Genomic DNA, 21611 nt, shown 5'->3' with positions numbered 1-21611 from the left:
CGGGCTAGGTGATGGCGGTCCCCACCAGAAGACCGATCAGATAGGTGATCGCCAGGGCCAGGCCGCCGCCGATCACGTTGCGCAGCACCGCGCGTCCCTTCGGGGCCCCACCCAGCCCGGCCGATACCGCCCCGGTGAGCATCAGCGCCAGCAGCACGGCCACCACGGTCACCGGGATGCGCCACGTTGTCGGTGGGACCAGGATTGCGATCAACGGCAGCAGCGCCCCGATGGTGAACGACAGCGCCGAGGACGCCGCCGCCTGCCACGGACTGGTCAGATCCTTGGGATTGATACCCAATTCGACCTCGGCGTGCGCGGCGAAGGCGTCGTGGTCGGTGAGTTCCTCGGCCACGGTGCGCGCGGTCGCCGTCGACAGGCCTTTGGCCTGGTAGAGCGCGGTCAACTCGTCCAGTTCGGCGGCGGGGTCGTCGCGCAATTCGAGGCGTTCCTTGGTCAGCAATGCGCGTTCGGTGTCGCGTTGCGTGCTCACCGAGACGTATTCACCCAGCGCCATCGAGACGGCTCCGGCGGCCAGGCCGGCGATGCCTGCGGTCAGAATCGGCGCCTGCTCCACCGTCGCGGCGGCCACGCCCACCACGATGCCGGCGGTGGAGACGATTCCGTCGTTGGCGCCCAAAACCCCGGCACGAAGCCAGTTCAGCTTCGAGGACAGAGAACCCACATGCGGCTCGGACGGATGGCTGGGATTCGGCACGATCCCGACAATATCGACCCAAATCGCGCGCCACCAGCAACGATAGCCTTGCCAAACCTCGATTCGGGAGGGATCCGACCTCGCATCGGGGGGTGAAACCCGTTGGTGTCCAGGTGTTCTGGCCGAGAGACTAGGAGCTGCGGTACACCCGCAGCGCTGCGGTGATCATCGGGATCTGCAGCGGCAGCCGGGCGATCGCGACAATCCGCATCGGCCAGGGCTTGTCCCACCACAGCCGGACCATGTTCAGATTGCCGGGGAACACCGCGATGAAGAGGGTCACGGCCGCCAGCGCGCCCAGGCGCCGGGTGCGGGGCACGGCCAGCAGGGCACCGGCGGTCAGCTCGCCGACGCCGGAGGCGTAGGTGTAGAAGCGGGCGCTGCCGGGCAGCTCGGCCGGAATGATGGAGTCGAAGGGTTTCGGTGCGACGAAGTGCAGCGTGCCCATGCCCACGAGCAGGGCGGCCATGCGTTGGGCGGCGGGTGCGGAGGAGATCCGCTGAGCCTCGGGTGCGGTCATGGTTACATTGTGGCGTGCGTCTGATCGGAACGATCCCGGCACGCCCCGGGGTGCTTTGCTCGATGATGGGTTCGCGTGGCTAAAGGCAGGCTGCGGCGCCGACTCGCCGCGATGGACCCGAACCTGACTTCGCGCCCGGATGCCGCGCTCGTCGATGTGCTGCGTATCCCCGAGCCGTTCGTCAGTCCGGCCCGCAAGATCTTCATGCGGGTGCTGTACGCGTTGGGGGCCCTGTTCGCCGCGGTGCTCATCGTCTACGCGGATCGTTACGGCTACCGGGACAACGACAGTGCCCCGGATCCGAACAATCCGTTGACCTTCCTGGACTGCCTGTACTACGCGACGGTGTCGCTGTCGACGACCGGCTACGGCGACATCACGCCGTATTCGGATTCGGCGCGTCTGGTCAACGTCATCGTGATCACGCCGCTGCGGGTGGCCTTCCTGATCGTTCTCATCGGTACCACCGTGGAAACCCTGACCACCCAATCCCGGCAGGCGCTGAAGATTCAGCGATGGAGGAACAAAGTGCGTAACCACACCGTCGTCGTCGGATACGGCACCAAGGGCCGGACGGCGGTCGCCGCGATGGTCGGCGATGAGGTCTCGCCGGCCGACATCGTCGTCGTCGACGAGAGCGCGGCCGCGCTGGAACGCGCCAAGGGCGCCGGGTTGGTGACCGTGCACGGTGACGCCACCAATTCCGCTGTCCTGCGGCTGGCGGGTGCCCAGCACGCCAAGTCGATCATCGTCGCGGCCGACAACGACGCCAGTGCGGTGCTGGTCACGTTGACGGCCCGCGAGCTTGCACCGAAGGCCAAGATCATCGCGGCGGTGCGGGAATCGGACAACCTGCATCTGCTCAAACAGTCCGGTGCGGACTCCACGGTGGTGTCTTCGGAGACTGCCGGCCGGCTGCTCGGGATTGCGACGCAGACCCCCAGCGTGGTGGAGATGATGGAGGATCTGCTCACTCCTGACGCGGGATTCGCCATCGCCGAGCGCGAGGTCACTCCGAAGGAGGAGGGCGGCTCTCCGCGCCACCTGCACGACATCGTGCTGGGTGTGGTGCGTGAGGGCCGGTTGGTGCGGGTCGATGCGCCAGAGGTGGATGCGCTGGAGGCCGGTGACCGGTTGCTCTACATCCGCAGCGCGGACGCCGAGCGATGACATATCGAACGTTCGGCCTGCGCAACGTTCCTCTGCTCTCACGGGTCGGCGCCGACCGTGCCGATGCCCTGCGCACCGATATCGATGCTGCGACCGAGGGTTGGAGGGACGCGCTGCTGCTCCGTGTCGACCGCCGCAGCCAGGTGCTGATCTCGGGTGGCCAGGTGGTACTCGGTAAGGCCTCGAGCCTGGGCACCGAGAAGCCGCCGGAGCACGCGGTCTTCCTGGGGCGGCTGGCCGATGGGCGGCATGTCTGGGGTGTCCGCAGCGCATTGGAAGGGCCCGAGGATCCGGATGCGCCGGCCGAGGTGCTCGATCTGCGCCGGGCCGGTGAGGTCTTCGACGACGTCAGCGCCCAGTTGGTGTCGACCGCTACCGCGTTGCTCAACTGGCACGACCGGGCCCGGTTCAATGCGGTGGACGGCGCGGCGACAAAGTCTGCCAAAGGTGGCTGGTCGCGGATCGACCCGGTCAGCGGGCATGAGGAATTCCCGCGCATCGATCCGGCGGTCATCTGTCTGGTCCACGATGGCCATGACCGCGCGGTGCTGGCCCGTCAGACGGCATGGCCCGAGCGATTGTTCTCGATCCTGGCCGGATTCGTCGAGGCCGGCGAATCCTTCGAGACATGTGTGGTGCGTGAGATCTCCGAGGAGGTCGGCCTCACCGTGACCGATGTGCAGTACCTGGGTAGCCAGCCGTGGCCGTTCCCGCGGTCGCTGATGGTCGGGTTCCATGCGATCGGTGATCCCGAACAGCCGTTCTCATTCAACGACGGCGAGATCGCCGAGGCCGACTGGTTCACCCGAGCTGAGATCCGCGAGGCGCTGGATCAGGGTGACTGGAACTCGGCCGCCGGCGATTCGCAGTCCCGGTTGCTGCTGCCCGGGTCGATCTCGATCGCCCGGGAGATCATCGAGTCGTGGGCGGCCCTGGACTGACTTTCAACTGCCGCAGAATGTCAGCCGATTTTGGCTTTGACCTGCTTGATCGTCGGGTTGGTCAGGGTCGACCCGTCGGCGAACTTCACGGTCGGCACCACATGGTTGCCGCCGTTGACCGAACCGACGAAATCGGCGGCGGCCGGGTCCTGCTCGATATCGACCTCGGTCCACGCGATGCCCTCGGACTTCAGAGCCATCTTGAGCCGCGAGCAGTAGCCACACCACGTTGTGGTGTACATGGTCAGAGCAGTCGGTGTAGCAGTCATAGTGCACATAACGTAGCCGAACGGCTGTCACATGCCCCGCGGTGACGCAGGTCTCTGATCTACAGCGGTAAGTTGCCAATCTGCGATGGGACGGAGCCGAACATGACCCGATTGGTGCCGCCGGTGGCCGGCGACCCGCATGCGCTCGACGAGTTGCGGTTGCAGGTGCGGCAGTTCGTCGCCGAGCAGCAGCAGGCGGGCAAGGTCGGCAGGTACGCCGACAGTTGGCTGACCGGTTGGGATGAGGAGTTCAGCCGGGCACTGGCCGCCCGGGGGTGGCTGGGCATGACGGTGCCGGTCTCCTACGGCGGGCACGGGCGCAGCCACCAGGAGCGTTTCGTGGTCACCGAGGAACTGCTGGCGGCCGGGGCCCCGGTGGGGGCGCACTGGATCGCCGACCGCCAGATCGTCCCCTCCCTGCTCAAGTACGGCACCGAGGAGCAGCGGCGAAAGTTCTTGCCCGCCATCGCCAAAGGCGAGTGCTACTTCGGGATCGGTATGAGCGAGCCGGATTCCGGCTCGGATCTGGCCAGCGTGCGCACCAAGGCCGTGCAGGCGGACGGTGGCTGGACGATCACCGGAACCAAGGTATGGACGTCGGGTGCCCATCTGGCCCACGCCTTCATCTGCCTGGCCCGCACCGCTGCGGTGGATCCCGCACACCGCCACGACGGTCTCAGCCAGTTCATCGTCGATCTGCACGCGCCCGGCGTCGACATCCGGCCCATCATCTCGATGAACGGCAAGCACCACTTCAACGAGGTCATCCTCGACGAGGTGTTCGTGCCCGACGACATGGTGTTCGGCACCATCGGCAACGGCTGGCAGCAGGTGACCTCGGAGCTCAGCTTCGAACGCAGCGGGCCCGAGCGCTTCTTGTCGACGTTCCCGCTGCTGGCGGACATGGCCTCGCACATGCGCGACGGGGCGCTGCCGCGCCATACCGATCTGGGCCGGTACCTGGCCCGCATCACCGGACTGCACCAGATGTCGATGGCGGTCGCCGGTGCGCTGGAGCGTCATGAGCCGGCCGACACCGCGGCGGCCGTGGTCAAGGTGCTCGGAACGTCCGCCGAAGGCGACATCGCCGATTTCGCTGATGTTCTCGGTGAGATCGACGACGAGGGCTACTGCTCGATGCTGGCCGACGCCGTGGTGCAGCGCCCCGGGTTTACCCTGCGTGGCGGTACCAACGAGGTTCTGCGTGGGGTCATTGCGCGGGGATTGGGGTTGCGCTGATGAGCGCTTGCGCGAAGAGGAGACAGTGCTGATGAGCGCTTGCGCGAAGAGGAGACAGTACTGATGGGGACTGTCGATGCCGAACTGGTCGAGATGATGTCGGCGGTCTTCGCCGCGCACCGCGAACAGCACGAGCCCGGTGAGTCCATCACCGAATTATGGGACCAGTTAGGCGAACTCGGACTGATCCGGCTGACCGGCTCCGAGGAGTCGGGCGGGAGCGGCGCCGGCTGGGCCGAGGCTGTCGAGCTGCTGCGCGCAGCCGCCTGGCACGGGGTGAGAATCCCGCTGGCCGAGCACGATCTGCTGGCCTGCTGGCTGTTGGAAACGGCCGGTCTGGCTGCCGACGATTTCCGGCGCACCGCCTGCCTGCTCGATGACGACGGCGTGGCGCGCGGGGTGCCGTGGGCGGCGGACTCCGAGCGGGTGGTGCTGCTCTGGCGCGACGGCACCGGATACCGCGCGGCTGATGTGGATACCGCGTCACTGTCGGTCACCCCTGGCCACAACAGGGCGGGGGAGCCGCGTGACGACGTCAGCGCTGATGTCACCGGATTGACGGGAACCCCGGTGCCCGACAACGTGATCGAGCAGTTCACTCGACGCTCCGCGCTGGTGCGGGCAGTGCAGGTGTGCGCGGTGCTGGACCGGATCCTGGCGATGTCGGTCGACCACGCAGGCGAACGCACCCAGTTCGGCAGGCCGCTGGCGAAGTTCCAGGCGGTCCAGAATCTCGTGGCCGACATCGCCGCCGAGTCGGCGCTGGCCCGCGCGGCCACCGACGGTGCGCTGGCCGAGGCGCTGCGTTCGGACTGGTCCTCGGCGCATCTGGATTTCCTTGTCGCAGTGGCACGTTCCTGCGTCGGCCATGCCGCATCGGTGGTGGTGCGCAATGCTCATCAGGTGCACGGTGCGATCGGCACCACCCGCGAGCACCGCCTGCACGAGTTCACGATGCCTGCCCTGTCCTGGCGTTCGGAGTACGGGTCGGTCGCGTACTGGGATGACAAGCTCACCGAGTACGCCACTCAGGCGGGCTCGGACGGGTTGTGGGCGTTGATCACTGCCGCCGGCGACTAGTCGCCTCGTTCTTGTCGTTCGGAATGTCGGCGATATGACACCTGCTGTCCTATGGGACCATGTGTCGAGCCGGGTATCCATCACAGCGAGCAGGAGGTGTTATGAGCGCCCTGTTGCGAGCTGTGCGTCAACAGCGAGGCATGACGCTCGAGGAGCTCGCCGAAGCGACCGGGTTGACCAAGAGTTACCTGTCGAAGGTCGAACGCCAGCGTTCCACCCCGTCGATCGCGGTCGCGATGAAGCTGGCGCGTGCGCTCGAGGTCGATGTCGCACAGTTGTTCTCCGAGGACCCAGCGGTCACGACGTTGTCCATTGACCGTGCCGGTGAGCGCGCAAGTAGCCGGTATCACGCGGTGGCCGCGGGGATGCTCGGAAAGTCGATGTCGCCGTTCATCGTGCGACCGACACTCAAGTTCGCCGAACATCCGCATCCCGAGCACGCCGGACAGGAGTTGGTGTTCGTCCACGCGGGCGTCGTGGAGCTGCGCTACCAGGACGATCTGTTCACCTTGGAACCCGGCGATTGCGCGTACTTCGACGCCTCACTGCCGCACCAGCTACGGCAGCGGGGAAGCACGCCCAGCGAGGTTCTGGTGATCACCCACACCGACTACGGCCGCAATCGCTGACTTGCGCTCATGGCTGGCGTGAGCACTTGAGGTTCACGTGCACGGTGTGGATGGGTTCCAGGTCCGGCAGGCCGTGAATTGTGACCGTCTTCGCCTGGGGGCGTATGACGACTGCGCGGACATCGGTCACCGTGCACTGACTGAGCGGCCCGCTGCCGACCCTGTTGATGATCACCCGATTTCCCTCTGCCTGTAGGCGCGCGATGGTCTCGGCTGCCGACGGGCCAGTGGGGGCTGCCGCGGCCACCGCGGTGCCCACCGTGAGCCAGCCGGCGACGGCGCCTAGGGAAAACGCCGTGGCGGTTGCGATGTGCTTCATGGCTTCTCACTCCTTCTTCGATGGTGCGATCACGTGCTCCAATCATAGGACACAAAGTGTCATATAAGAAACAATTGTGATGCACCGGGCGAGTGTAAACCCTCAATCTGGTTGACTAGAAGACACAATGTGTCATACAGTCTTGGTTGTGTCTCCAGCCCTCCACTCAGAAAGGTATGCCGCGATGACCACCACGCTTGGTGATTCGAAACAGGATTTGATGCAGCGTGCTCTCGACGGGTTGTCAACCCATATCGAGGAGTCCGCCCTGACGACGCAGCAGAAGCTGGCGTTGACGTGCCGAGCGCTGTTCGATGCGGGTCACGACTCGGGCCTGGCAGGCCAGATCACCGCACGAGCCGAGAAGCCGGGTACCTACTACACCCAGCGGCTGGGATTGGGCTTCGACGAGATCACCGAAGACAATCTGCTGCTCGTCGACGAGGATCTCAATGTTCTCGAGGGCGAGGGAATGGCAAACCCCGCAAACAGATTCCACACCTGGATCTACCGCGCCCGGCCCGATGTGCAGTGCATCGTGCACACTCACCCGTTCCATGTCGCCGCGCTCTCGATGCTGGAAGTCCCGTTGCACGTGTCGCAGATGGACATCGCACCCCTCTACGACGACTGCGCATTTCTGGCCGACTGGCCCGGAGTCCCGGTGGGCAACGAAGAGGGCGAGATCATCAGTGCCGCGCTGGGGGACAAGAAGGCCATCCTGTTGGCCCACCACGGCCATGTGATCGCCGGAGCCAGCATCGAGGAATCGTGCTCGCTGGCGATGCTCATCGAGCGCGGCGCCAAACTGCAACTGGCTGCCATGGCAGCGGGCACCATCGCTGACCTGCCTCCGCGACTGGCACGCGAGGCCCACGACTGGACGTTGCGGCCCAAACGCAGCCAGGCCAACTTCGCCTACTACGCGCGCCGCGCGCTCCGCAACCACCCCGATGCGCTGACCAGCTGACCACCCGCACCCGAACCGATCCGAACCGCAGAAGGACGCCAAACATGACCGCCAACACTGAAATCCACGGAATTCTCGCCTATCCCGTCACACCGTTCACCGCAGACCAACGCATCGACACGGGCAAGCTCGCCGCCCTGGTCGACCGGTTGGTGACCGACGGAGCGCACGGGATCGTGCCGCTCGGCAGCACCGGTGAATCGGCCTATCTCACCGAAGCCGAGTTCGACGCCGTCATCGACACCACGATCGGTGTGGTCGATCGCAGGGTGCCCGTCATCATCGGCGCCTCGGATCTGACCACTGCCAACACCATTCGCCGGGCGCAGTATGCCGAGCAGGCCGGCGCGGACGCGGTGATGGTGCTGCCGATCTCCTACTGGAAACTGTCCGAGCGGGAGATCGCGCAGCACTATGCCGCGATCGGGGCGGCCATCGGAATTCCCATCATGGTGTACAACAACCCGGCGACCAGCGGCATCGACATGCGGCCGGAACTGCTGGTGCAGATGTTCAAGGACATCGACAACGTGACCATGGTCAAGGAATCCACCGGAGACCTGTCGCGGATGACCCGCATCGCGGAGCTGAGTGACGGGCAGCTGCCCTTCTACAACGGTAATAACCCGTTGGCGCTCAAGGCCTTCAATGCCGGAGCGAAGGGGTGGTGCACGGCAGCGCCGAACCTGCGTCCGCAGCCGTGCCTGGATCTCTACGATGCGATCCGCGCGGGCGACCGGGCCCGGGCCGAATCGTTGTACGAGGACCTACGCCCCTTGTTGGAGTTCATCGTGGCCGGCGGTCTGCCCACCACCATCAAGGGCGGACTCGAGCTGCTGGGTCAGGGCGTCGGGGTGCCGCGGCTCCCGTTGCTTCCGCTCGACGACAGTGGGCGCGACGAGTTGCGTCGACTGCTCGCCGTTTCTTGAGGGCGGCGGCGTGGATCGCACTGCGCCGGTGTTGGGGGATGCCACCGCAACCACATTGCTCGCGGCCGGGCTGATCTTTCTGCTGGCTCTGGTGCTCGGAGTGTGGAAGTACCGGCAGATGGCCACCTCCGAGCGGCACGTCGCCCATCCGTATGTCGACATTGCTCACCGGGCGTCGCTGCTCTATGCGTTCGCCACACTGCTGACTGCGGTTTTTGTCGAACTCAGCGCCTGGCCGGAATGGGTCAACCTGACCGCGGCGATGGTCCTGGTCTTCTTCTTTCTCGCGGCCATCCTGAGCTACATCGTTCACGGTGCCCGACGGGACACGACCAATCAGTTCGAATCCCCGAGTCCCGGGATGCACATCTCGATGGCGTTGCTCATTGTCGGGGAGGTAGGCGGGTTCGCGGTTCTGCTCGCCGGTTTCATCGCGGGCCAGTGGGCCTGAGGAGTCGGGACCGGTCGGTTCATTTCCCTCTCTTGCCCAACAGCTTTCGGGTGCGTGCCGGTGCCGTGGCGGGCAGGTCGGCGAGGATGTCGGCAAGCGTGACGCCGTCGAGGCTGGCTCGCCAGGCCTGGTGAGCGTCAGCCATTTTCACCGCGAGGATGCACTCGTGGCGGCACCAGGCGGCCGGTAGGGCACCGCGGCCCTGCTGGCGGATCTCGCGGCATTCGTACGGCGGGGATGCGCCGTCGACGGCCTCGACGATCTGCAGCAGCGTGATGTCGGTCGGTGCCCGGCCCAGCCGGAACCCGCCGCGGGGGCCGGTCGTCGCGGCGAGCACGCCCGCGCGGGTGAGAGCCTGCAGCTGCTTGGCGAGATAGGCCGCGGGTAGGTCGAAGTACTCCGCGAGGTCGGCGGCCGACGCGGTGGCCCCGGCGTCGAGCTGCGCCAGCGACGTCGCGCAGTGCAGCACCCACTCGGTGGCCACGGGAAGTTTCACGGCCTGTAGTTTATTACAGATATTAAGGACCTATATAGTCCGAGATATTTATCGGCCAGGACGGGAGACATCATGCGAATCGCAGTCGCCGGAGCTACGGGGAACATCGGGACGCGCGTAGTCGCTGCGCTGCAGCGCGCTGAACACCAGGTGGTGCCGATCAGTCGCTCGAACGGGGTGGACCTGTCCACCGGTGACGGGCTCGACGCAGCCCTGGCCGGGGTGCAGGCGGTGGTGGACGTGATGAGTGCGCCGCCCACCGATCGGGACAGCACCGTGCACTATCTGGGCGGCGCCACGGGCAATCTGCTCGCCGCCGAAGCCCGCGCCGAGGTGGCGCATCATGTCCTGCTGTCGATCGTGGGGATCCACGACATCGAGGGCAATCCGCACTACGCCGGAAAACGTGAGCAGGAGCGGCTGATCCAAGCGGGGACGGTGCCCTGGACGATCGTGCCCGCCACCCAGTTCCACGATTTCGCCGAGATGGTGGTGAGCTGGACCGAACAGGACGGGACTGCGCCGATCGCGCCGCTGCTGGTGCAGCCCATCGATCCGGACGACGTGGCGGCCGTGCTGGCCGAAGTGGTCGTGGGTGATCCGCAGGGCCGCTACGTCGATGTGGCCGGGCCGCAGACGCAGGATCTGGTCGACATGGCCCGCCGGACCCTGGCGGTGCGCGGCCGCGAGGTGACGTTGGTGCCGACGCGGTCGTCGATATTCGGCGTGCAGATGGCCGGCAACGCGCTGCTGCCCGCCGAGAATGCCCGCATCGCACCCACCACCTTCGACCAGTGGCTGAGCCGCCAGCGGTAGGCCGGGGGCACGCCGGGCCCGGGATTGTCACCGGTCCCTGACATCATGGACCGATGCCGTTGGAGGCTCCTTCGCCCGCTCTGGGCGATCTCGATGATGAGCAGCGGGAGGCAGTGCTGGCCGCCCGCGGCCCCGTGTGCGTGCTTGCCGGTGCCGGTACCGGCAAGACCCGCACGATCACCCGCCGGATCGCGCACCTGGTGGCCGGCGGCCACGTCGCGCCCAGTCAGGTGCTCGCGGTGACATTCACCGCGCGAGCCGCGGGCGAGATGCGCGGCCGGTTGCGGGCGTTGGGTCAGGAGTCCGGGGTGAACACCGCGGCGGTGCAGGCGGTGACGTTCCACGCCGCGGCGCGCCGCCAGTTGCAGTACTTCTGGCCGCGCCTGGTCGGCGACACCGGGTGGGAGCTGCTCGACAGCAAGTTCGCCGTCGTCGCGCAGGCCGCCAACCGGGCCGGGATGCAGACCAGCACCGACGATGTTCGCGACCTGGCAGGCGAAATCGAGTGGGCCAAGGCATCTTTGATCACCCCGGAGGCCTACAGCACGGCGGTCGCGAAGGTCGGGCGTGACATCCCGTTCGACGCGGCCAAGGTCGCGGCGGTCTATTCGGGCTACGAGGCGCTCAAGGCCCGCCGCGATGGCTCGGCGCTGTTGGATTTCGACGACCTGCTGCTGCACACCGCAGCGGCCATCGAGAACGATGCCGCGGTCGCCCAGGAATTCCGCGACCGCTACCGCTGCTTCGTCGTCGACGAGTACCAGGACGTCACGCCGCTGCAGCAGCGGGTGCTCGACGCCTGGCTGGGGGAGCGCGATGACCTCACGGTGGTCGGTGACGCCAACCAGACGATCTATTCGTTCACCGGGGCCACCCCGCGTTTCCTGCTGGACTTCTCCCGGCGCTTCCCCGACGCCGCAGTGGTGCGGCTGGAGCGCGACTACCGCTCGACGCCGCAGGTGGTGTCGTTGGCCAACCGCGTGATCGCGGCTGCACGCGGCCGGATGGCGGGCAGCAAGCTGCATCTGGTGGGGCAGCGTGACCCTGGCCCGGAGCCGACGTTCTCCGAATATCCCGACGAGGTGGCCGAGGCCAACGCCGTCGCCCGGTCGATCAAGAAGCTGATCGAAAACGGAACGGAGCCGGCGGAAATCGCGGTGCTGTACCGGATCAACGCGCAGTCCGAGGTGTATGAGGAGGCGCTCACCGAGGCCGGGGTCGCGTTCCAGGTGCGCGGCGGCGAGGGTTTCTTCAGCCGCCAGGAGATCCGCCAGGCGTTGGTGGCGATGCAACGCTTCGCCGACCGTGACATTCCCGAGGACAACCTGCCGGCCCTGGTACGTGAGCTGCTGGAGCCGCTCGGACTGACCGCCGAACCACCGGCCGGCACCAAGGCACGGGAACGCTGGGAAGCGCTGACGGCGCTCGCCGAACTGGTCGACGAAGAGGTCACGGTGCGCCCGGAACTGGATCTGCGGGCACTGGTCGCCGAACTGCGCCAGCGGGCCGACTCCCGGCACCCACCGGTGGTGCAGGGCGTGACGCTGGCATCGCTGCACGCGGCCAAGGGCCTGGAGTGGGATGCGGTGTTCCTGGTCGGCCTGGCCGACAACACCCTGCCGATCTCACACGCCCTCGCGCACGGGCCCGACAGCGAGCCGGTGGAGGAGGAGCGTCGTCTGCTCTATGTCGGGGTCACCCGGGCCCGGGTGCATCTGGGGCTGAGTTGGGCGCTGGCCCGCACTCCCGGTGGGCGCCAGGGCCGACGGCCGTCGCGGTTCCTCAACGGCATCGCGCCGCAACTGCAGAATTCCACCGGCTCAGGACCGGACCGGTCGCGTCGTCCGCGGGGGCCGGCGCCGCGCTGCCGGGTCTGCAATGCCGCACTGACGAGCCCGCCGGCGATCATGTTGCGCCGCTGTGAAACCTGCCCCTCGGACTTGGATGAGGAGCTGCTCACCGAGCTCAAGGAGTGGCGGCTGCGCGTCTCCAAGGAGATGAAAGTGCCGGCGTACGTGGTGTTCACCGACAACACCCTGATTGCCATCGCCGAGTCGCTGCCGACCGACGATGCCGCACTGGTGGCCCTTCCCGGGATCGGTGCGCGCAAGCTCGAGCAGTACGGCCCGGATGTCCTCGAGTTGGTCGTCGCACGGGTGAAACCCCGCCAAGGTTCGTAAAGATCGCGCCAAAACCGCAGGTAGAAAATAGGTTGTGCGATTTGGCTGTTAGGCTTTAGCCTCGTAACACAGCTCTGGTAACGAGACGGAAGGAGGGTGCCCGCAATGGATAGCAACATCAATTTCAGTGGTGTAGCGGCTGCAGGCATGCCGTCGTCCGTGCTCGCCGTCGCCGCTTCCGAGGCATCCTCGGTGGCACGCCGGTACGCCGCACCCGCTGCCCCCGCCCCCGCCGCCGCGTGGCTGGCCGCCGCTGCTATTGCGCCGCAGCATAAGCGCCGCCCCGCCGCCGCGACTGGCGCGTCCGTGGATCGGAGCCCTTTCTAGGAAGAGCTCCCATCACCAGCCAAATGGCCACGGACCCGCAGTCAACCGGATCCGTGGCCAATTTTTTTGGGAGTCGTCCTCCCCGGAAAACCTGGTCGCAGATCCGTCGAAGAGACAGATCGCCGACAACTACGACCAGGAAGCAGGGGGATAAGCACATGTCCATTGCGATGACCGCTCCGGAGGTGAGCGTCGCGCCGATGACATGCGAAGAGCGGCTACCGGTGGTGCCGTGCCACATCGGGAATCCCGATCTGTGGTTCGCCGAGAGCCCAGTCGATCTGGAGCAGGCCAAGGCACTGTGCGCGGATTGCCCGATCCGCAACGAGTGCCTGGCCGCCGCGCTGGAACGGCAGGAGCCGTGGGGTGTCTGGGGCGGTGAGATCCTCGACCGTGGAACCATCGTGGCCCGCAAGCGGCCGCGTGGGCGTCCACGGAAGAACGCCGCCGGGAACCCGGCCGCCGCGTGACGCCTGAAAACGCCGACGGCGCCGAGTGTGTGACACTCGGCGCCGTTCGGTGTTTGTGCGTTCCGCGAAATCCGTTGCGTTAGGCCGCCTCGTCGGCGAAACCCGGAACCAGTTCGGTGGCAATCGCTTTCATCGGCACATGCGCATCGAGCTGGCAGCTCATCGCGATGGTCGAGGCGATCACCCGCAACGGGATGGCCAGGTTCGGCGGCAGGTCGAGCTGGCGGGCTGTCCTGATCTGGGCCACCCAGTTGTCCATCTGGCCGGCCGCCATCCGCTGGATCCACCGGCGGTTGTAGTGGAAGACGTCGACCTCGATCGGTTCGACGTACTGGCGCAACATGTCGTCGACTTCCTCGATCGAAACCTGTTGGCCCTTCTGGATGAAGCCCGCTTCCTCCATGGTGGGCAGCAGTGCGTCGTAGTTCTTGTCCCGGGCCAGCCGGATGCACTCGCCCAGGGCGGTCGGGAAACCGTCGGGAAGTGGTGCGACGGCGCCGAAGTCGATGACGCCCATCCGCCCGTCGGGCAGCAGCATGAAGTTCCCCGGATGGGCATCGCCGTGCATCATCTGCAGCCGCTTGGGTGCGTCGAAGGTGAGTTCGGACAGCCGGGTGCCCATGAGGTCCCGCTGTTCGGGGGTGCCGTCGCGGATGATCACCGACATCGGGATGCCGTCCATCCATTCGGCGATGACGACCTTCGGTGCGCTGGCGACGATGGCGGGGACGCAGAAATGGGGATCGTCGCGGTACGCCTTGGCGAAGGCCCGCTGATTCTCGGCCTCAAGCCGGTAGTCCAGCTCCATGTCGGTGCGTTCGATCAACTCGTCGACGATGCCCTGGATGTCGACGCCGGGAGCCAGCTGCTTGAACACACCGACCAGCCGCTGGATCGTCTTGAGATCCGCGCGCAATGCCTCGTCGGCACCGGGGTATTGGATCTTGACCGCTACTTCGCGTCCGTCGGACCAGACCGCCTTGTGCACCTGACCGATGCTGGCCGAGGCCACGGGGGTGTCGTCGAACGAGGTGAACCGCTCCCGCCATTTGGTGCCGAGCTGCGCATCGAGCACCCGGTGCACCTTGGCAGCCGGGAGTGGCGGTGCTTCGCGCTGCAATTTGGTCAACGCCTCGCGGTACGGCTTGCCGTACTGCTCGGGGATGGCCGCCTCGAGCACCGACAGCGCCTGGCCGACCTTCATCGCCCCGCCCTTGAGCTCGCCGAGCACGGCGAACAATTGTTGGGCGGCCTTGTCCATCAATTCGGCCGTGACCTCGTCCTTGGACTTGCCGGTCAGGCGCTTGCCGAAACCCAGTGCGGCGCGGCCGGCCATGCCGCCGGCCAGCCCGGCAAGCTTGGCATTACGTGCGACGCTTCCCCGTTTGATGTCGGTCACCAGACCATCATCCACGACTCGGCTGAACCGCCCACAACCAACTGGCAACATCCGTTTTCAACATGGGCAGTCGGGGTGCCGGGACCACCGCCGCGCGACGATCGAGTATCCGTCGGCGTCGAGTTCGAGGGTGGTGTTCAACGTCGCCGGCGCATCGGGTGCGGGCTCGTCACCGTCGGTGTGTCTGACCGCGCGGATCACCAGGTCGACCTGCCGCATCGCCAGCGCCGCAGTGGCCAGGATGGTCGCGCGGCCGGCGCTGCCGACGGTGCCCCTGAGCTGGGTCGCCACGGCAGGCCATGCCGCGTCGCGATCGGTGCGGTGCAGATCGGCGCAGTGCAGGCAGCTGGTCAGCCCGGGGATCACCAGTGGCCCCACCAAACCGGCGCCGTCGCGGACCCGCACCGGCAGGTGGGCGATCCCGCCGTGATGCAGTTCTCGCAGCAGCCGCGGGTCGGTGATCTGGTAGTCGGCCAGCACCACCAGGTCGGTGGAGGCCGCCACGCTCCTGGTGTGTGGGTGCGTGCTGTGCCTGACCCGGGCGCCCGAGCAGCGCAGGCCGTTGGCCAGCAGTTCCGACAGCGGTCCGCGGCCGTGCACGCGGATGGATGCCGACCGGGTCGCCCGCGAGGACGTGGCGACGACGGTGAGCATTCCGGTTTCGGTCAATGCGGTGATCAGCTCATCGATGGCCTCGGCACCGTCGAATGATTCTGCGGCCGTGACCAATTCATCGCGGGTGGCGCCGGCCTGCAGTGCCCGCAGCAGATCGGCCAATTGTGCCTGGCTCATTCCGGTCGGGGGACGCACCAGTACCGCGCGCCGTGGATCCCAGCCCAACTGAACCGCCTCGTCGGGACGCAGCAGGATCGGCCGGCCCGCGGCGAGCACGTAGCGCGTCATGCGATGACTCTGCCACGCCGGCGGGGACCGCCGTTTCAGTTATCCACAGGCCGCGGTACCGGGGTCAGGACTGGCTGCCGCCGTCACCTTCGGCGTCGCCTTTGCCGCTCTCGCGCTGCTCTTTCTCCAGGTCGGCGATGGCCTGTTCGAAGGCGCTGTCGATGCCGCTGGTGTCGCCGCCGATCATCCGGTCGATGAAGCCGGCCGGATCGTCGAGGTCGGCTGCGCTCGGGAGCAGGTCGGGGTGCTGCCACACGCTGTCGCGGACGTCGGTGCCGACTGCCTCGGTCAGCCGTTCCCACAGCACCGCGGCTTCGCGCATCTTGCGGGGGCGCAGTTCCAGGCCGACGAGCGTGGCGAAGGTCTGTTCGGCAGGTCCGCCGGTGGCGCGCCGACGGCGGAGTGTCTCGGCCAGTGCCGAGGTGCCGGGGATGCGATCGCCCAGCGCCGCGGTGACGACGGTCTGCACCCACCCCTCGATGAGCGCGAGCAGGGTTTCCAGCCGTTCCAGGGCGACTTCCTGCTCGGGGGTGGCTTTGGGCTCGAAGATGCCCTGGTTGAGCAGCTGCTCCATCTCCGACGGGTCGCCGAGGGAGGCCGGGTTGAATCCGCGGGCGAAGTCCTCGATGCCCGACATGTCGACCTTCATGCCCTTGGCGAAGGCCTCGACGGTGCCGAGCAGTTGGCTGGACAGCCACGGCACATGGCTGAACAGTCGATGGTGGGCGGCCTCACGGGCGGCCAGGAAGGTCAGGATCTCGCTGCGCGGGCGCTCCAGGCCCTCGGCCAGCGATTCGATCGCCTCCGGCATGAGTGCCGCGACCCCTTTGGGGCCCAGCGGCAGGCCGACGTCGGTGGAGGTGAGCACCTCGCGGGACAGCTTGCCCAGCGCCTGGCCCAGTTGGGAGCCGAACGCCATGCCGCCCATCTGCGACATCATCGCCAGCAGCGGCCCGGCCATGCTCTTGGCCTCTTCGGGCAGCGCCGACGCCCACACCGAGGAGATCTGCTCGGCCACCGGGTCGCACAGCCGCTTCCACGTGTCCAGCGTGTTGTCCAGCCAGTCGCTCGGGGTCCAGGCCACCGACCTGGTGGTGCCCGCGGGCAGCGGGGTGACCCCGTCGAGCCAGGTCTCGGCCAGACGTACCGCGTCGGCGACCGCGCCCGTGGTCTTCTCCGGCACCGGGGCGACGAACCCGATCGAGTTGGACGCCAGCTGCCGGGCCAGGTCGTAGTTCACCGGACCGGATTGTTTGCCGCCCATGGCACCGCCTGCGCCGCTGAACATCTCGCCGAGCTTGGTGAAGATCTGCCCGAGGTCGCCCATGTCGAAGTTGGCTCCGCCCATGCCTAAACCGAACGGATCCGAACCCGGGCCTGGCCCGGAGTTGCCGGAACCGGACCCCGAATCGGGGTCCTTCTTGTCTTTGTCTCGGTCCGGGTCGTCCCCGGCGGAGAAGCCGAAGGGCAGGTCAGCCATACCCACAACGGTACTCATGACGAGGTGTCCGGGTGTGCCTGCGGGTCACGCTGTGGGTGAACACGATGGTGCAGGCCTTACTGTGGGCGGCGTGAACAGGCGGATTTTGACGCTGCTGGTCGCGCTGGTGCCGATTGTGGCGTTCGGCGTGCTGCTGTCGGTGGTGACGGTGCCCTTCGTGTCGTTGGGTCCCGGTCCGACGTTCAACACGCTCGGCGACGTCGAGGGCAAACAGGTGGTCGATATCAAGAGCACCGACGGGACCGGCGGTTCCGTGGTCCATCCCACCTCGGGGCACCTGAACATGACCACGGTGTCCCAGCGTGACGGCCTCACCCTCGGCCAGGCGATGGCGTTGTGGATGTCGGGCCGTGAGCAACTCGTTCCGCGCGACCTGGTGTATCCGCCGGACAAGTCCAAGAACGAGATCGACGAGGCCAACAACTCGGATTTCAAGAAGTCCGAGGACAGCGCCGAGTACGCGGCGCTGTCGTTCCTGAAGTACCCGGTGGCGGTGACCGTGCAGAGCGTCACCGATCCCGGTCCTTCGGCGGGCAAGCTGCGCGATGGTGACGCGATCGACGGGGTGAACGGGATACCGGTTGCCAACCTCGACGAGTTCCAGGCCATCCTGAAGAAGACCAAGCCGGGCGAGCAGCTGGTGATCGACTTCCGTCGCAAGAACGCTCCGCCCGGGGTCGCGACCATCACGCTCGGTGACAACCCGGACCGGGATTACGGATTCCTCGGCGTGGGTGTGCTCGACGCGCCGTGGGCGCCGTTCGAGATCGACTTCAACCTGGCCAACATCGGCGGCCCGTCGGCGGGGCTGATGTTCAGCCTCGCCGTCGTCGACAAGCTGACCACGGGCGACCTCAACGACGGCAAGTTCATCGCCGGCACCGGAACCATCACCGGCGAGGGCAAGGTCGGGTCCATCGGCGGCATCACGCACAAGATGCTGGCCGCCAAGGAAGCGGGCGCCACGGCGTTCCTGGTGCCCGCCGACAACTGCACCGAGGCGCGCTCGGCGCCTCAGGACGGCATGGACTTGGTGAAGGTGGACACGCTGACCCACGCTGTCGAAGCGCTGCACACGATTTCTGCCGGTGGCGAACCGCCTCGCTGCTGAACCGCATAGCGCCTGTGGATGACTAGAGTTGTAGGAAATCGGGCGGCCCTGTCGGGCATGCCACGAGTCCACCGAGGCTGAAACGGGAGTTCACCAGTGGGGATGCGGCCCGCGGCGAGGATGCCGAAGCTGACGCGACGTAGCCGGATGCTGATCGGCCTGGCGCTGGTGGCAGTGCTGGCCCTGTTGATCGGGCCTCGGGTGGTCGACGGCTATGTCGACTGGTTGTGGTTCGGCGAGCTGGGGTACCGGTCGGTGTTCACCACCGTGCTGGCCACCCGGCTCATCGTGTTCCTCGTGGTCGGGCTGCTCATCGGTCTCGTGGTGTTCGCCGGGCTGGCGCTGGCCTATCGGACCCGTCCGGTGTTCGTCCCGGCCGCCGGCCCGAATGATCCGGTGGCGCGTTACCGCACCACCGTGCTGGCCCGGTTGCGGCTGTTCGGGATCGGCATTCCGGTCTTCATCGGTCTGCTGGCCGGTGTGATCGCACAGAGCTATTGGGTGCGGGTGCAGTTGTTCCTGCACGGCAGCGACTTCGGGATCACCGATCCGCAGTTCGGTCGGGATCTGGGCTTCTACGCGTTCGATCTGCCGTTCTACCGGCTGGTGCTGACGTACCTGTTCGTCGCGACGTTCCTGGCGTTCGTCGCGAACCTGCTGGGGCACTACGTATTCGGTGGCATCCGTCTGGCCGGGCGTAGCGGGGCGCTGAGCCGCGCGGCACGCATCCAGCTGATCAGCCTGGTCGGCTTCCTGATCCTGCTCAAGGCATTCGCGTACTGGCTGGACCGCTACGAGTTGTTGAGCAATACGCGCGCCGCCAAGCCGTTCACCGGTGCCGGCTACACCGACATCAACGCCGTACTCCCGGCCAAGCTGATCCTGCTGGCGATCGCGCTGATCTGTGCGGTGGCGGTGTTCTCGGCGATCGTGCTGCGCGACTTGCGGATTCCGGCCATCGGTGTGGTGCTGTTGCTGCTCAGCTCGATGGTGGTGGGCGCCGGGTGGCCGCTGGTCGTCGAGCAGTTCAGCGTCAAGCCCAACGCCGCGCAGAAGGAAAGCGAGTACATCAAACGCAGCATCACCGCGACCCGGCAGGCCTACGGCCTCACCGACGACACGGTGACGTACCGCAATTACGAGAGCAACGGTCAGACCACGGCCGCGCAGGTCGCTGCGGACCGGGCGACCACGTCGAACATCCGCCTGCTCGATCCGACGATCGTCAGCCCCGCATTCACCCAGTTCCAGCAGGGCAAGAACTTCTACTTCTTCCCGGATCAGCTGGCCATCGACCGTTATGCCGGCCCTGACGGCAATCTGCGCGACTTCGTCGTCGCCGCACGCGAACTCAATCCGGACCGGCTGATCGAGAACCAGCGCGACTGGATCAACCGGCACACCGTCTACACCCACGGCAACGGATTCATCGCCTCGCCGGCCAACACGGTGCGCGGAATCGCCAACGACCCCAATCAGAACGGCGGTTACCCCGAGTTCCTCGCCAGCGTCGTCGGCGCCAACGGCAAGGTGGTCTCGCCCGGACCGGCGCCGCTGGATCAGCCCCGGGTCTACTTCGGACCGGTGATCGCCGATACCGCGGACGACTATGCGATCGTCGGCAAGAACGGTGATGTCGACCGCGAGTACGACTACGAAACCAACACCGACACCAAGAACTACTCGTACTCGGGCACCGGTGGTGTGGCGATCGGCAACTGGTTGGCCCGGTCGGTGTTCGCCGCCAAGTTCGCCGAGCGGAACTTCCTGCTGTCCAACGTGATCGGTGAGAACAGCAAGATCCTGTTCAACCGGGATCCGGCCGAGCGCGTCGAGGCGGTGGCGCCGTGGCTGACCACCGACACGAGCATGTACCCGGCGATCGTCAACAAGCGCATGGTCTGGATCGTCGACGGCTACACCACCCTGGACAACTATCCGTATTCGGAGTTGACCACGCTCTCGAGTGCGACAGCCGATTCCAACGAGGTGGCGGTCAACCGGCTGGCTCCCGACAAGCAGGTGTCCTACATCCGCAACTCGGTCAAGGCCACCGTCGATGCCTACGACGGCACGGTGACGCTGTATGCCCAGGACGAGCAGGATCCGGTGCTCAAGGCTTGGATGAGCGTGTTCCCCGGCACGGTCAAACCGAAGGCGGACATCTCCCCGGAACTGCAGGCACACCTGCGTTACCCCGAGGACCTGTTCAAGGTTCAGCGGTCACTGCTGACCAAGTACCACGTCGACGATCCGGTGAAGTTCTTCACCAACGCCGATTTCTGGAACGTGCCGCTGGATCCCAACCCGACCGCAAGCAGCTATCAGCCGCCGTTCTACATCGTCGCCAAAGACCTTGTGAACAACAGCGGTTTGGCGTCGTTCCAGTTGACCAGTGCGCTGAACTGGTTGCAGCGCGAGTTCCTGGCCGCCTATGTCAGTGCCAGTTCGGATCCGTCGAGCTACGGCAAGATCACCGTGCTGACCATTCCGGGTGAGGTGAAGGGTCCGAAGCAGGCGTTCAACGCGATCAGTACCGATACCGCGGTGACGCAGGACCTCGGCGTGATCGGACGGGACAACCTGAACCGGATCCGCTGGGGCAACCTGTTGACCCTGCCGGTGGCCGATGGCGGATTGCTCTATGTGGCACCGGTTTACGCATCACCTGGAACCAGCGATGCGGCCTCGACCTACCCGCGGTTGATCCGGGTGGCCATGCTCTACGGCGACAAGGTGGGTTACGGCCCGACTGTCAGTGACGCCCTGACCGAGTTGTTCGGACCGGGGGCGGGCGCCACTGCCACCAATGTGGCTCCCACCGACGGCAAGGCGCAGGCGGCCGGAACTCCCGAGGCGGCACCGGTGGCCCAGCCACCGGCCAATCCCGATGGTCAGGCGCCGCAGGTTGTCGCGCCTCCGGCGGCGATCCCGCCGGGTGAGCCCGTGCAGTTGTCGCCGGCCAAGTCCGCCGCTCTCAAGGAAGTCGAGTCGGCACTGACCGAGGCGCAGGATGCCCAGCGCAGCGGTGACTTCGGCAAGTACGGTCAGGCGTTGCAGCGCTTGAACGATGCGATGAAGAAGTTCGACTCGTCGAAGTAGCCGACTCCTCTCCGTCGAATATTTGGTGCGTCACCGGGCCGGTCCGGTGGGTGACAATGGACCGATAGTTC

The 21611-nt window shown here is 66.6% G+C and carries 21 protein-coding genes; 13 read left to right on the top strand and 8 right to left on the bottom strand.

What is annotated here, in order from left to right:
• Positions 1 to 4: 4 nt before the first annotated feature.
• Positions 5 to 718 carry a VIT family protein gene (locus AB0I14_RS10075; protein WP_358019694.1) on the bottom strand — a complete coding sequence of 238 codons (714 nt, stop codon included), beginning with the start codon at positions 716 to 718 and terminating at the stop codon, positions 5 to 7.
• Between the two features lie 130 nt (positions 719 to 848).
• Positions 849 to 1238, bottom strand: coding sequence for a hypothetical protein (locus AB0I14_RS10070; protein ID WP_358019691.1), 390 nt, complete (start codon positions 1236 to 1238; stop codon positions 849 to 851).
• A 75-nt stretch (positions 1239 to 1313) separates the two neighbouring features.
• Between AB0I14_RS10070 and AB0I14_RS10065 the strand changes: the two genes are divergently transcribed.
• Positions 1314 to 2408, top strand: coding sequence for an NAD-binding protein (locus AB0I14_RS10065; protein ID WP_358019688.1), 1095 nt, complete (start codon positions 1314 to 1316; stop codon positions 2406 to 2408).
• Positions 2405 to 3349, top strand: a complete 945-nt coding sequence (nudC, locus tag AB0I14_RS10060; RefSeq protein WP_358019685.1) for an NAD(+) diphosphatase — start codon at positions 2405 to 2407, stop codon at positions 3347 to 3349. Before AB0I14_RS10065 ends, nudC begins: the two co-directional genes overlap by 4 nt.
• A 20-nt stretch (positions 3350 to 3369) precedes the next feature.
• Here nudC and AB0I14_RS10055 read toward each other — a convergent pair whose 3' ends face one another.
• A complete protein-coding gene (locus tag AB0I14_RS10055; RefSeq protein WP_358019682.1) occupies positions 3370 to 3618 on the bottom strand; it encodes a mycoredoxin in 249 nt (82 codons plus the stop codon).
• Positions 3619 to 3720: 102 nt separating this feature from the next.
• Between AB0I14_RS10055 and AB0I14_RS10050 the strand changes: the two genes are divergently transcribed.
• From AB0I14_RS10050 to AB0I14_RS10040, 3 genes are all read left to right on the top strand, one after another.
• Positions 3721 to 4857 (top strand): acyl-CoA dehydrogenase family protein, encoded by a 1137-nt coding sequence (locus AB0I14_RS10050; RefSeq protein WP_358019679.1) that lies wholly within the window; start codon positions 3721 to 3723, stop codon positions 4855 to 4857.
• Positions 4858 to 4920: 63 nt separating this feature from the next.
• Positions 4921 to 5937: an acyl-CoA dehydrogenase family protein gene (locus AB0I14_RS10045; protein ID WP_358019676.1), complete on the top strand. Its 1017-nt coding sequence runs from the start codon at positions 4921 to 4923 to the stop codon at positions 5935 to 5937.
• Between the two features lie 101 nt (positions 5938 to 6038).
• Positions 6039 to 6566 (top strand): XRE family transcriptional regulator, encoded by a 528-nt coding sequence (locus tag AB0I14_RS10040; protein ID WP_358019673.1) that lies wholly within the window; start codon positions 6039 to 6041, stop codon positions 6564 to 6566.
• Positions 6567 to 6573: 7 nt separating this feature from the next.
• Here AB0I14_RS10040 and AB0I14_RS10035 read toward each other — a convergent pair whose 3' ends face one another.
• The gene (locus tag AB0I14_RS10035; RefSeq protein WP_358019670.1) at positions 6574 to 6885 is read right to left on the bottom strand and encodes a hypothetical protein; all 312 of its coding nucleotides are present in this window, start codon (positions 6883 to 6885) and stop codon (positions 6574 to 6576) included.
• A gap of 184 nt (positions 6886 to 7069) precedes the next feature.
• On the opposite strand from AB0I14_RS10035, the gene AB0I14_RS10030 reads away from it, so the two are divergent.
• The 3 genes from AB0I14_RS10030 to AB0I14_RS10020 are packed head-to-tail and all read left to right on the top strand — an operon-like array spanning position 7070 to position 9235.
• Positions 7070 to 7855, top strand: coding sequence for an aldolase (locus AB0I14_RS10030; RefSeq protein WP_358019667.1), 786 nt, complete (start codon positions 7070 to 7072; stop codon positions 7853 to 7855).
• Positions 7856 to 7899: 44 nt separating this feature from the next.
• Complete coding sequence (locus AB0I14_RS10025) at positions 7900 to 8784, top strand: dihydrodipicolinate synthase family protein (RefSeq protein ID WP_358019664.1); 885 nt, start codon at positions 7900 to 7902, stop codon at positions 8782 to 8784.
• Between the two features lie 31 nt (positions 8785 to 8815).
• Positions 8816 to 9235, top strand: coding sequence for a hypothetical protein (locus AB0I14_RS10020; RefSeq protein WP_358021197.1), 420 nt, complete (start codon positions 8816 to 8818; stop codon positions 9233 to 9235).
• A 19-nt stretch (positions 9236 to 9254) separates the two neighbouring features.
• On the opposite strand, the gene AB0I14_RS10015 is transcribed toward AB0I14_RS10020, so the two are convergent.
• On the bottom strand, positions 9255 to 9731 hold the full coding sequence (locus AB0I14_RS10015; protein WP_358019661.1) for an Rrf2 family transcriptional regulator: 477 nt from the start codon (positions 9729 to 9731) through the stop codon (positions 9255 to 9257).
• 72 nt (positions 9732 to 9803) lie between these two features.
• On the opposite strand from AB0I14_RS10015, the gene AB0I14_RS10010 reads away from it, so the two are divergent.
• The 3 genes from AB0I14_RS10010 (at position 9804) to AB0I14_RS10000 (ending at position 13524) form a co-directional block, all read left to right on the top strand.
• Positions 9804 to 10547, top strand: a complete 744-nt coding sequence (locus AB0I14_RS10010) for an NAD(P)H-binding protein (protein WP_358019658.1) — start codon at positions 9804 to 9806, stop codon at positions 10545 to 10547.
• A 53-nt stretch (positions 10548 to 10600) separates the two neighbouring features.
• A complete protein-coding gene (locus AB0I14_RS10005) occupies positions 10601 to 12727 on the top strand; it encodes an ATP-dependent DNA helicase UvrD2 (RefSeq protein ID WP_358019655.1) in 2127 nt (708 codons plus the stop codon).
• A 485-nt stretch (positions 12728 to 13212) separates the two neighbouring features.
• Complete coding sequence (locus tag AB0I14_RS10000; protein ID WP_358019652.1) at positions 13213 to 13524, top strand: WhiB family transcriptional regulator; 312 nt, start codon at positions 13213 to 13215, stop codon at positions 13522 to 13524.
• A gap of 79 nt (positions 13525 to 13603) precedes the next feature.
• Here AB0I14_RS10000 and AB0I14_RS09995 read toward each other — a convergent pair whose 3' ends face one another.
• The 3 genes from AB0I14_RS09995 to AB0I14_RS09985 form a co-directional block, all read right to left on the bottom strand.
• On the bottom strand, positions 13604 to 14938 hold the full coding sequence (locus tag AB0I14_RS09995; protein WP_358019649.1) for an AarF/UbiB family protein: 1335 nt from the start codon (positions 14936 to 14938) through the stop codon (positions 13604 to 13606).
• A gap of 42 nt (positions 14939 to 14980) precedes the next feature.
• Positions 14981 to 15826, bottom strand: a complete 846-nt coding sequence (locus AB0I14_RS09990) for a cyclodehydratase (protein ID WP_358019646.1) — start codon at positions 15824 to 15826, stop codon at positions 14981 to 14983.
• Positions 15827 to 15890: 64 nt separating this feature from the next.
• Entirely contained in the window at positions 15891 to 17306 is a 1416-nt protein-coding gene (locus tag AB0I14_RS09985; protein ID WP_358019643.1) for a zinc-dependent metalloprotease, read from the bottom strand.
• A gap of 91 nt (positions 17307 to 17397) precedes the next feature.
• On the opposite strand from AB0I14_RS09985, the gene AB0I14_RS09980 reads away from it, so the two are divergent.
• A complete protein-coding gene (locus tag AB0I14_RS09980; protein ID WP_358019640.1) occupies positions 17398 to 18438 on the top strand; it encodes a PDZ domain-containing protein in 1041 nt (346 codons plus the stop codon).
• A gap of 96 nt (positions 18439 to 18534) precedes the next feature.
• Positions 18535 to 21540: a UPF0182 family protein gene (locus AB0I14_RS09975; RefSeq protein ID WP_358019637.1), complete on the top strand. Its 3006-nt coding sequence runs from the start codon at positions 18535 to 18537 to the stop codon at positions 21538 to 21540.
• Positions 21541 to 21611: the final 71 nt, after the last annotated feature.

It is taken from the genome of Mycobacterium sp. NPDC050441 (assembly GCF_040655355.1).
Classification (GTDB): Bacteria; Actinomycetota; Actinomycetes; order Mycobacteriales; family Mycobacteriaceae; genus Mycobacterium.
This window is presented reverse-complemented; position numbering and strand designations above follow the sequence as displayed.

What these genes read in the sequence shown, in the direction of transcription:
- AB0I14_RS10030 (WP_358019667.1), top strand. Translation starts at nt 7,070, where the DNA reads ATGACCACCACGCTTGGTGATTCGAAACAGGATTTGATGCAGCGTGCT.
- AB0I14_RS10025 (WP_358019664.1), top strand. Translation starts at nt 7,900, where the DNA reads ATGACCGCCAACACTGAAATCCACGGAATTCTCGCCTATCCCGTCACA.
- AB0I14_RS10040 (WP_358019673.1), top strand. Translation starts at nt 6,039, where the DNA reads ATGAGCGCCCTGTTGCGAGCTGTGCGTCAACAGCGAGGCATGACGCTC.
- AB0I14_RS10035 (WP_358019670.1), bottom strand. Translation starts at nt 6,885, where the DNA reads ATGAAGCACATCGCAACCGCCACGGCGTTTTCCCTAGGCGCCGTCGCC.
- AB0I14_RS09990 (WP_358019646.1), bottom strand. Translation starts at nt 15,826, where the DNA reads ATGACGCGCTACGTGCTCGCCGCGGGCCGGCCGATCCTGCTGCGTCCC.
- AB0I14_RS09985 (WP_358019643.1), bottom strand. Translation starts at nt 17,306, where the DNA reads ATGGCTGACCTGCCCTTCGGCTTCTCCGCCGGGGACGACCCGGACCGA.
- AB0I14_RS10000 (WP_358019652.1), top strand. Translation starts at nt 13,213, where the DNA reads ATGTCCATTGCGATGACCGCTCCGGAGGTGAGCGTCGCGCCGATGACA.
- AB0I14_RS10010 (WP_358019658.1), top strand. Translation starts at nt 9,804, where the DNA reads ATGCGAATCGCAGTCGCCGGAGCTACGGGGAACATCGGGACGCGCGTA.
- AB0I14_RS10005 (WP_358019655.1), top strand. Translation starts at nt 10,601, where the DNA reads ATGCCGTTGGAGGCTCCTTCGCCCGCTCTGGGCGATCTCGATGATGAG.
- AB0I14_RS10070 (WP_358019691.1), bottom strand. Translation starts at nt 1,238, where the DNA reads ATGACCGCACCCGAGGCTCAGCGGATCTCCTCCGCACCCGCCGCCCAA.
- AB0I14_RS10050 (WP_358019679.1), top strand. Translation starts at nt 3,721, where the DNA reads ATGACCCGATTGGTGCCGCCGGTGGCCGGCGACCCGCATGCGCTCGAC.
- AB0I14_RS10045 (WP_358019676.1), top strand. Translation starts at nt 4,921, where the DNA reads ATGGGGACTGTCGATGCCGAACTGGTCGAGATGATGTCGGCGGTCTTC.
- AB0I14_RS10055 (WP_358019682.1), bottom strand. Translation starts at nt 3,618, where the DNA reads ATGACTGCTACACCGACTGCTCTGACCATGTACACCACAACGTGGTGT.
- nudC (WP_358019685.1), top strand. Translation starts at nt 2,405, where the DNA reads ATGACATATCGAACGTTCGGCCTGCGCAACGTTCCTCTGCTCTCACGG.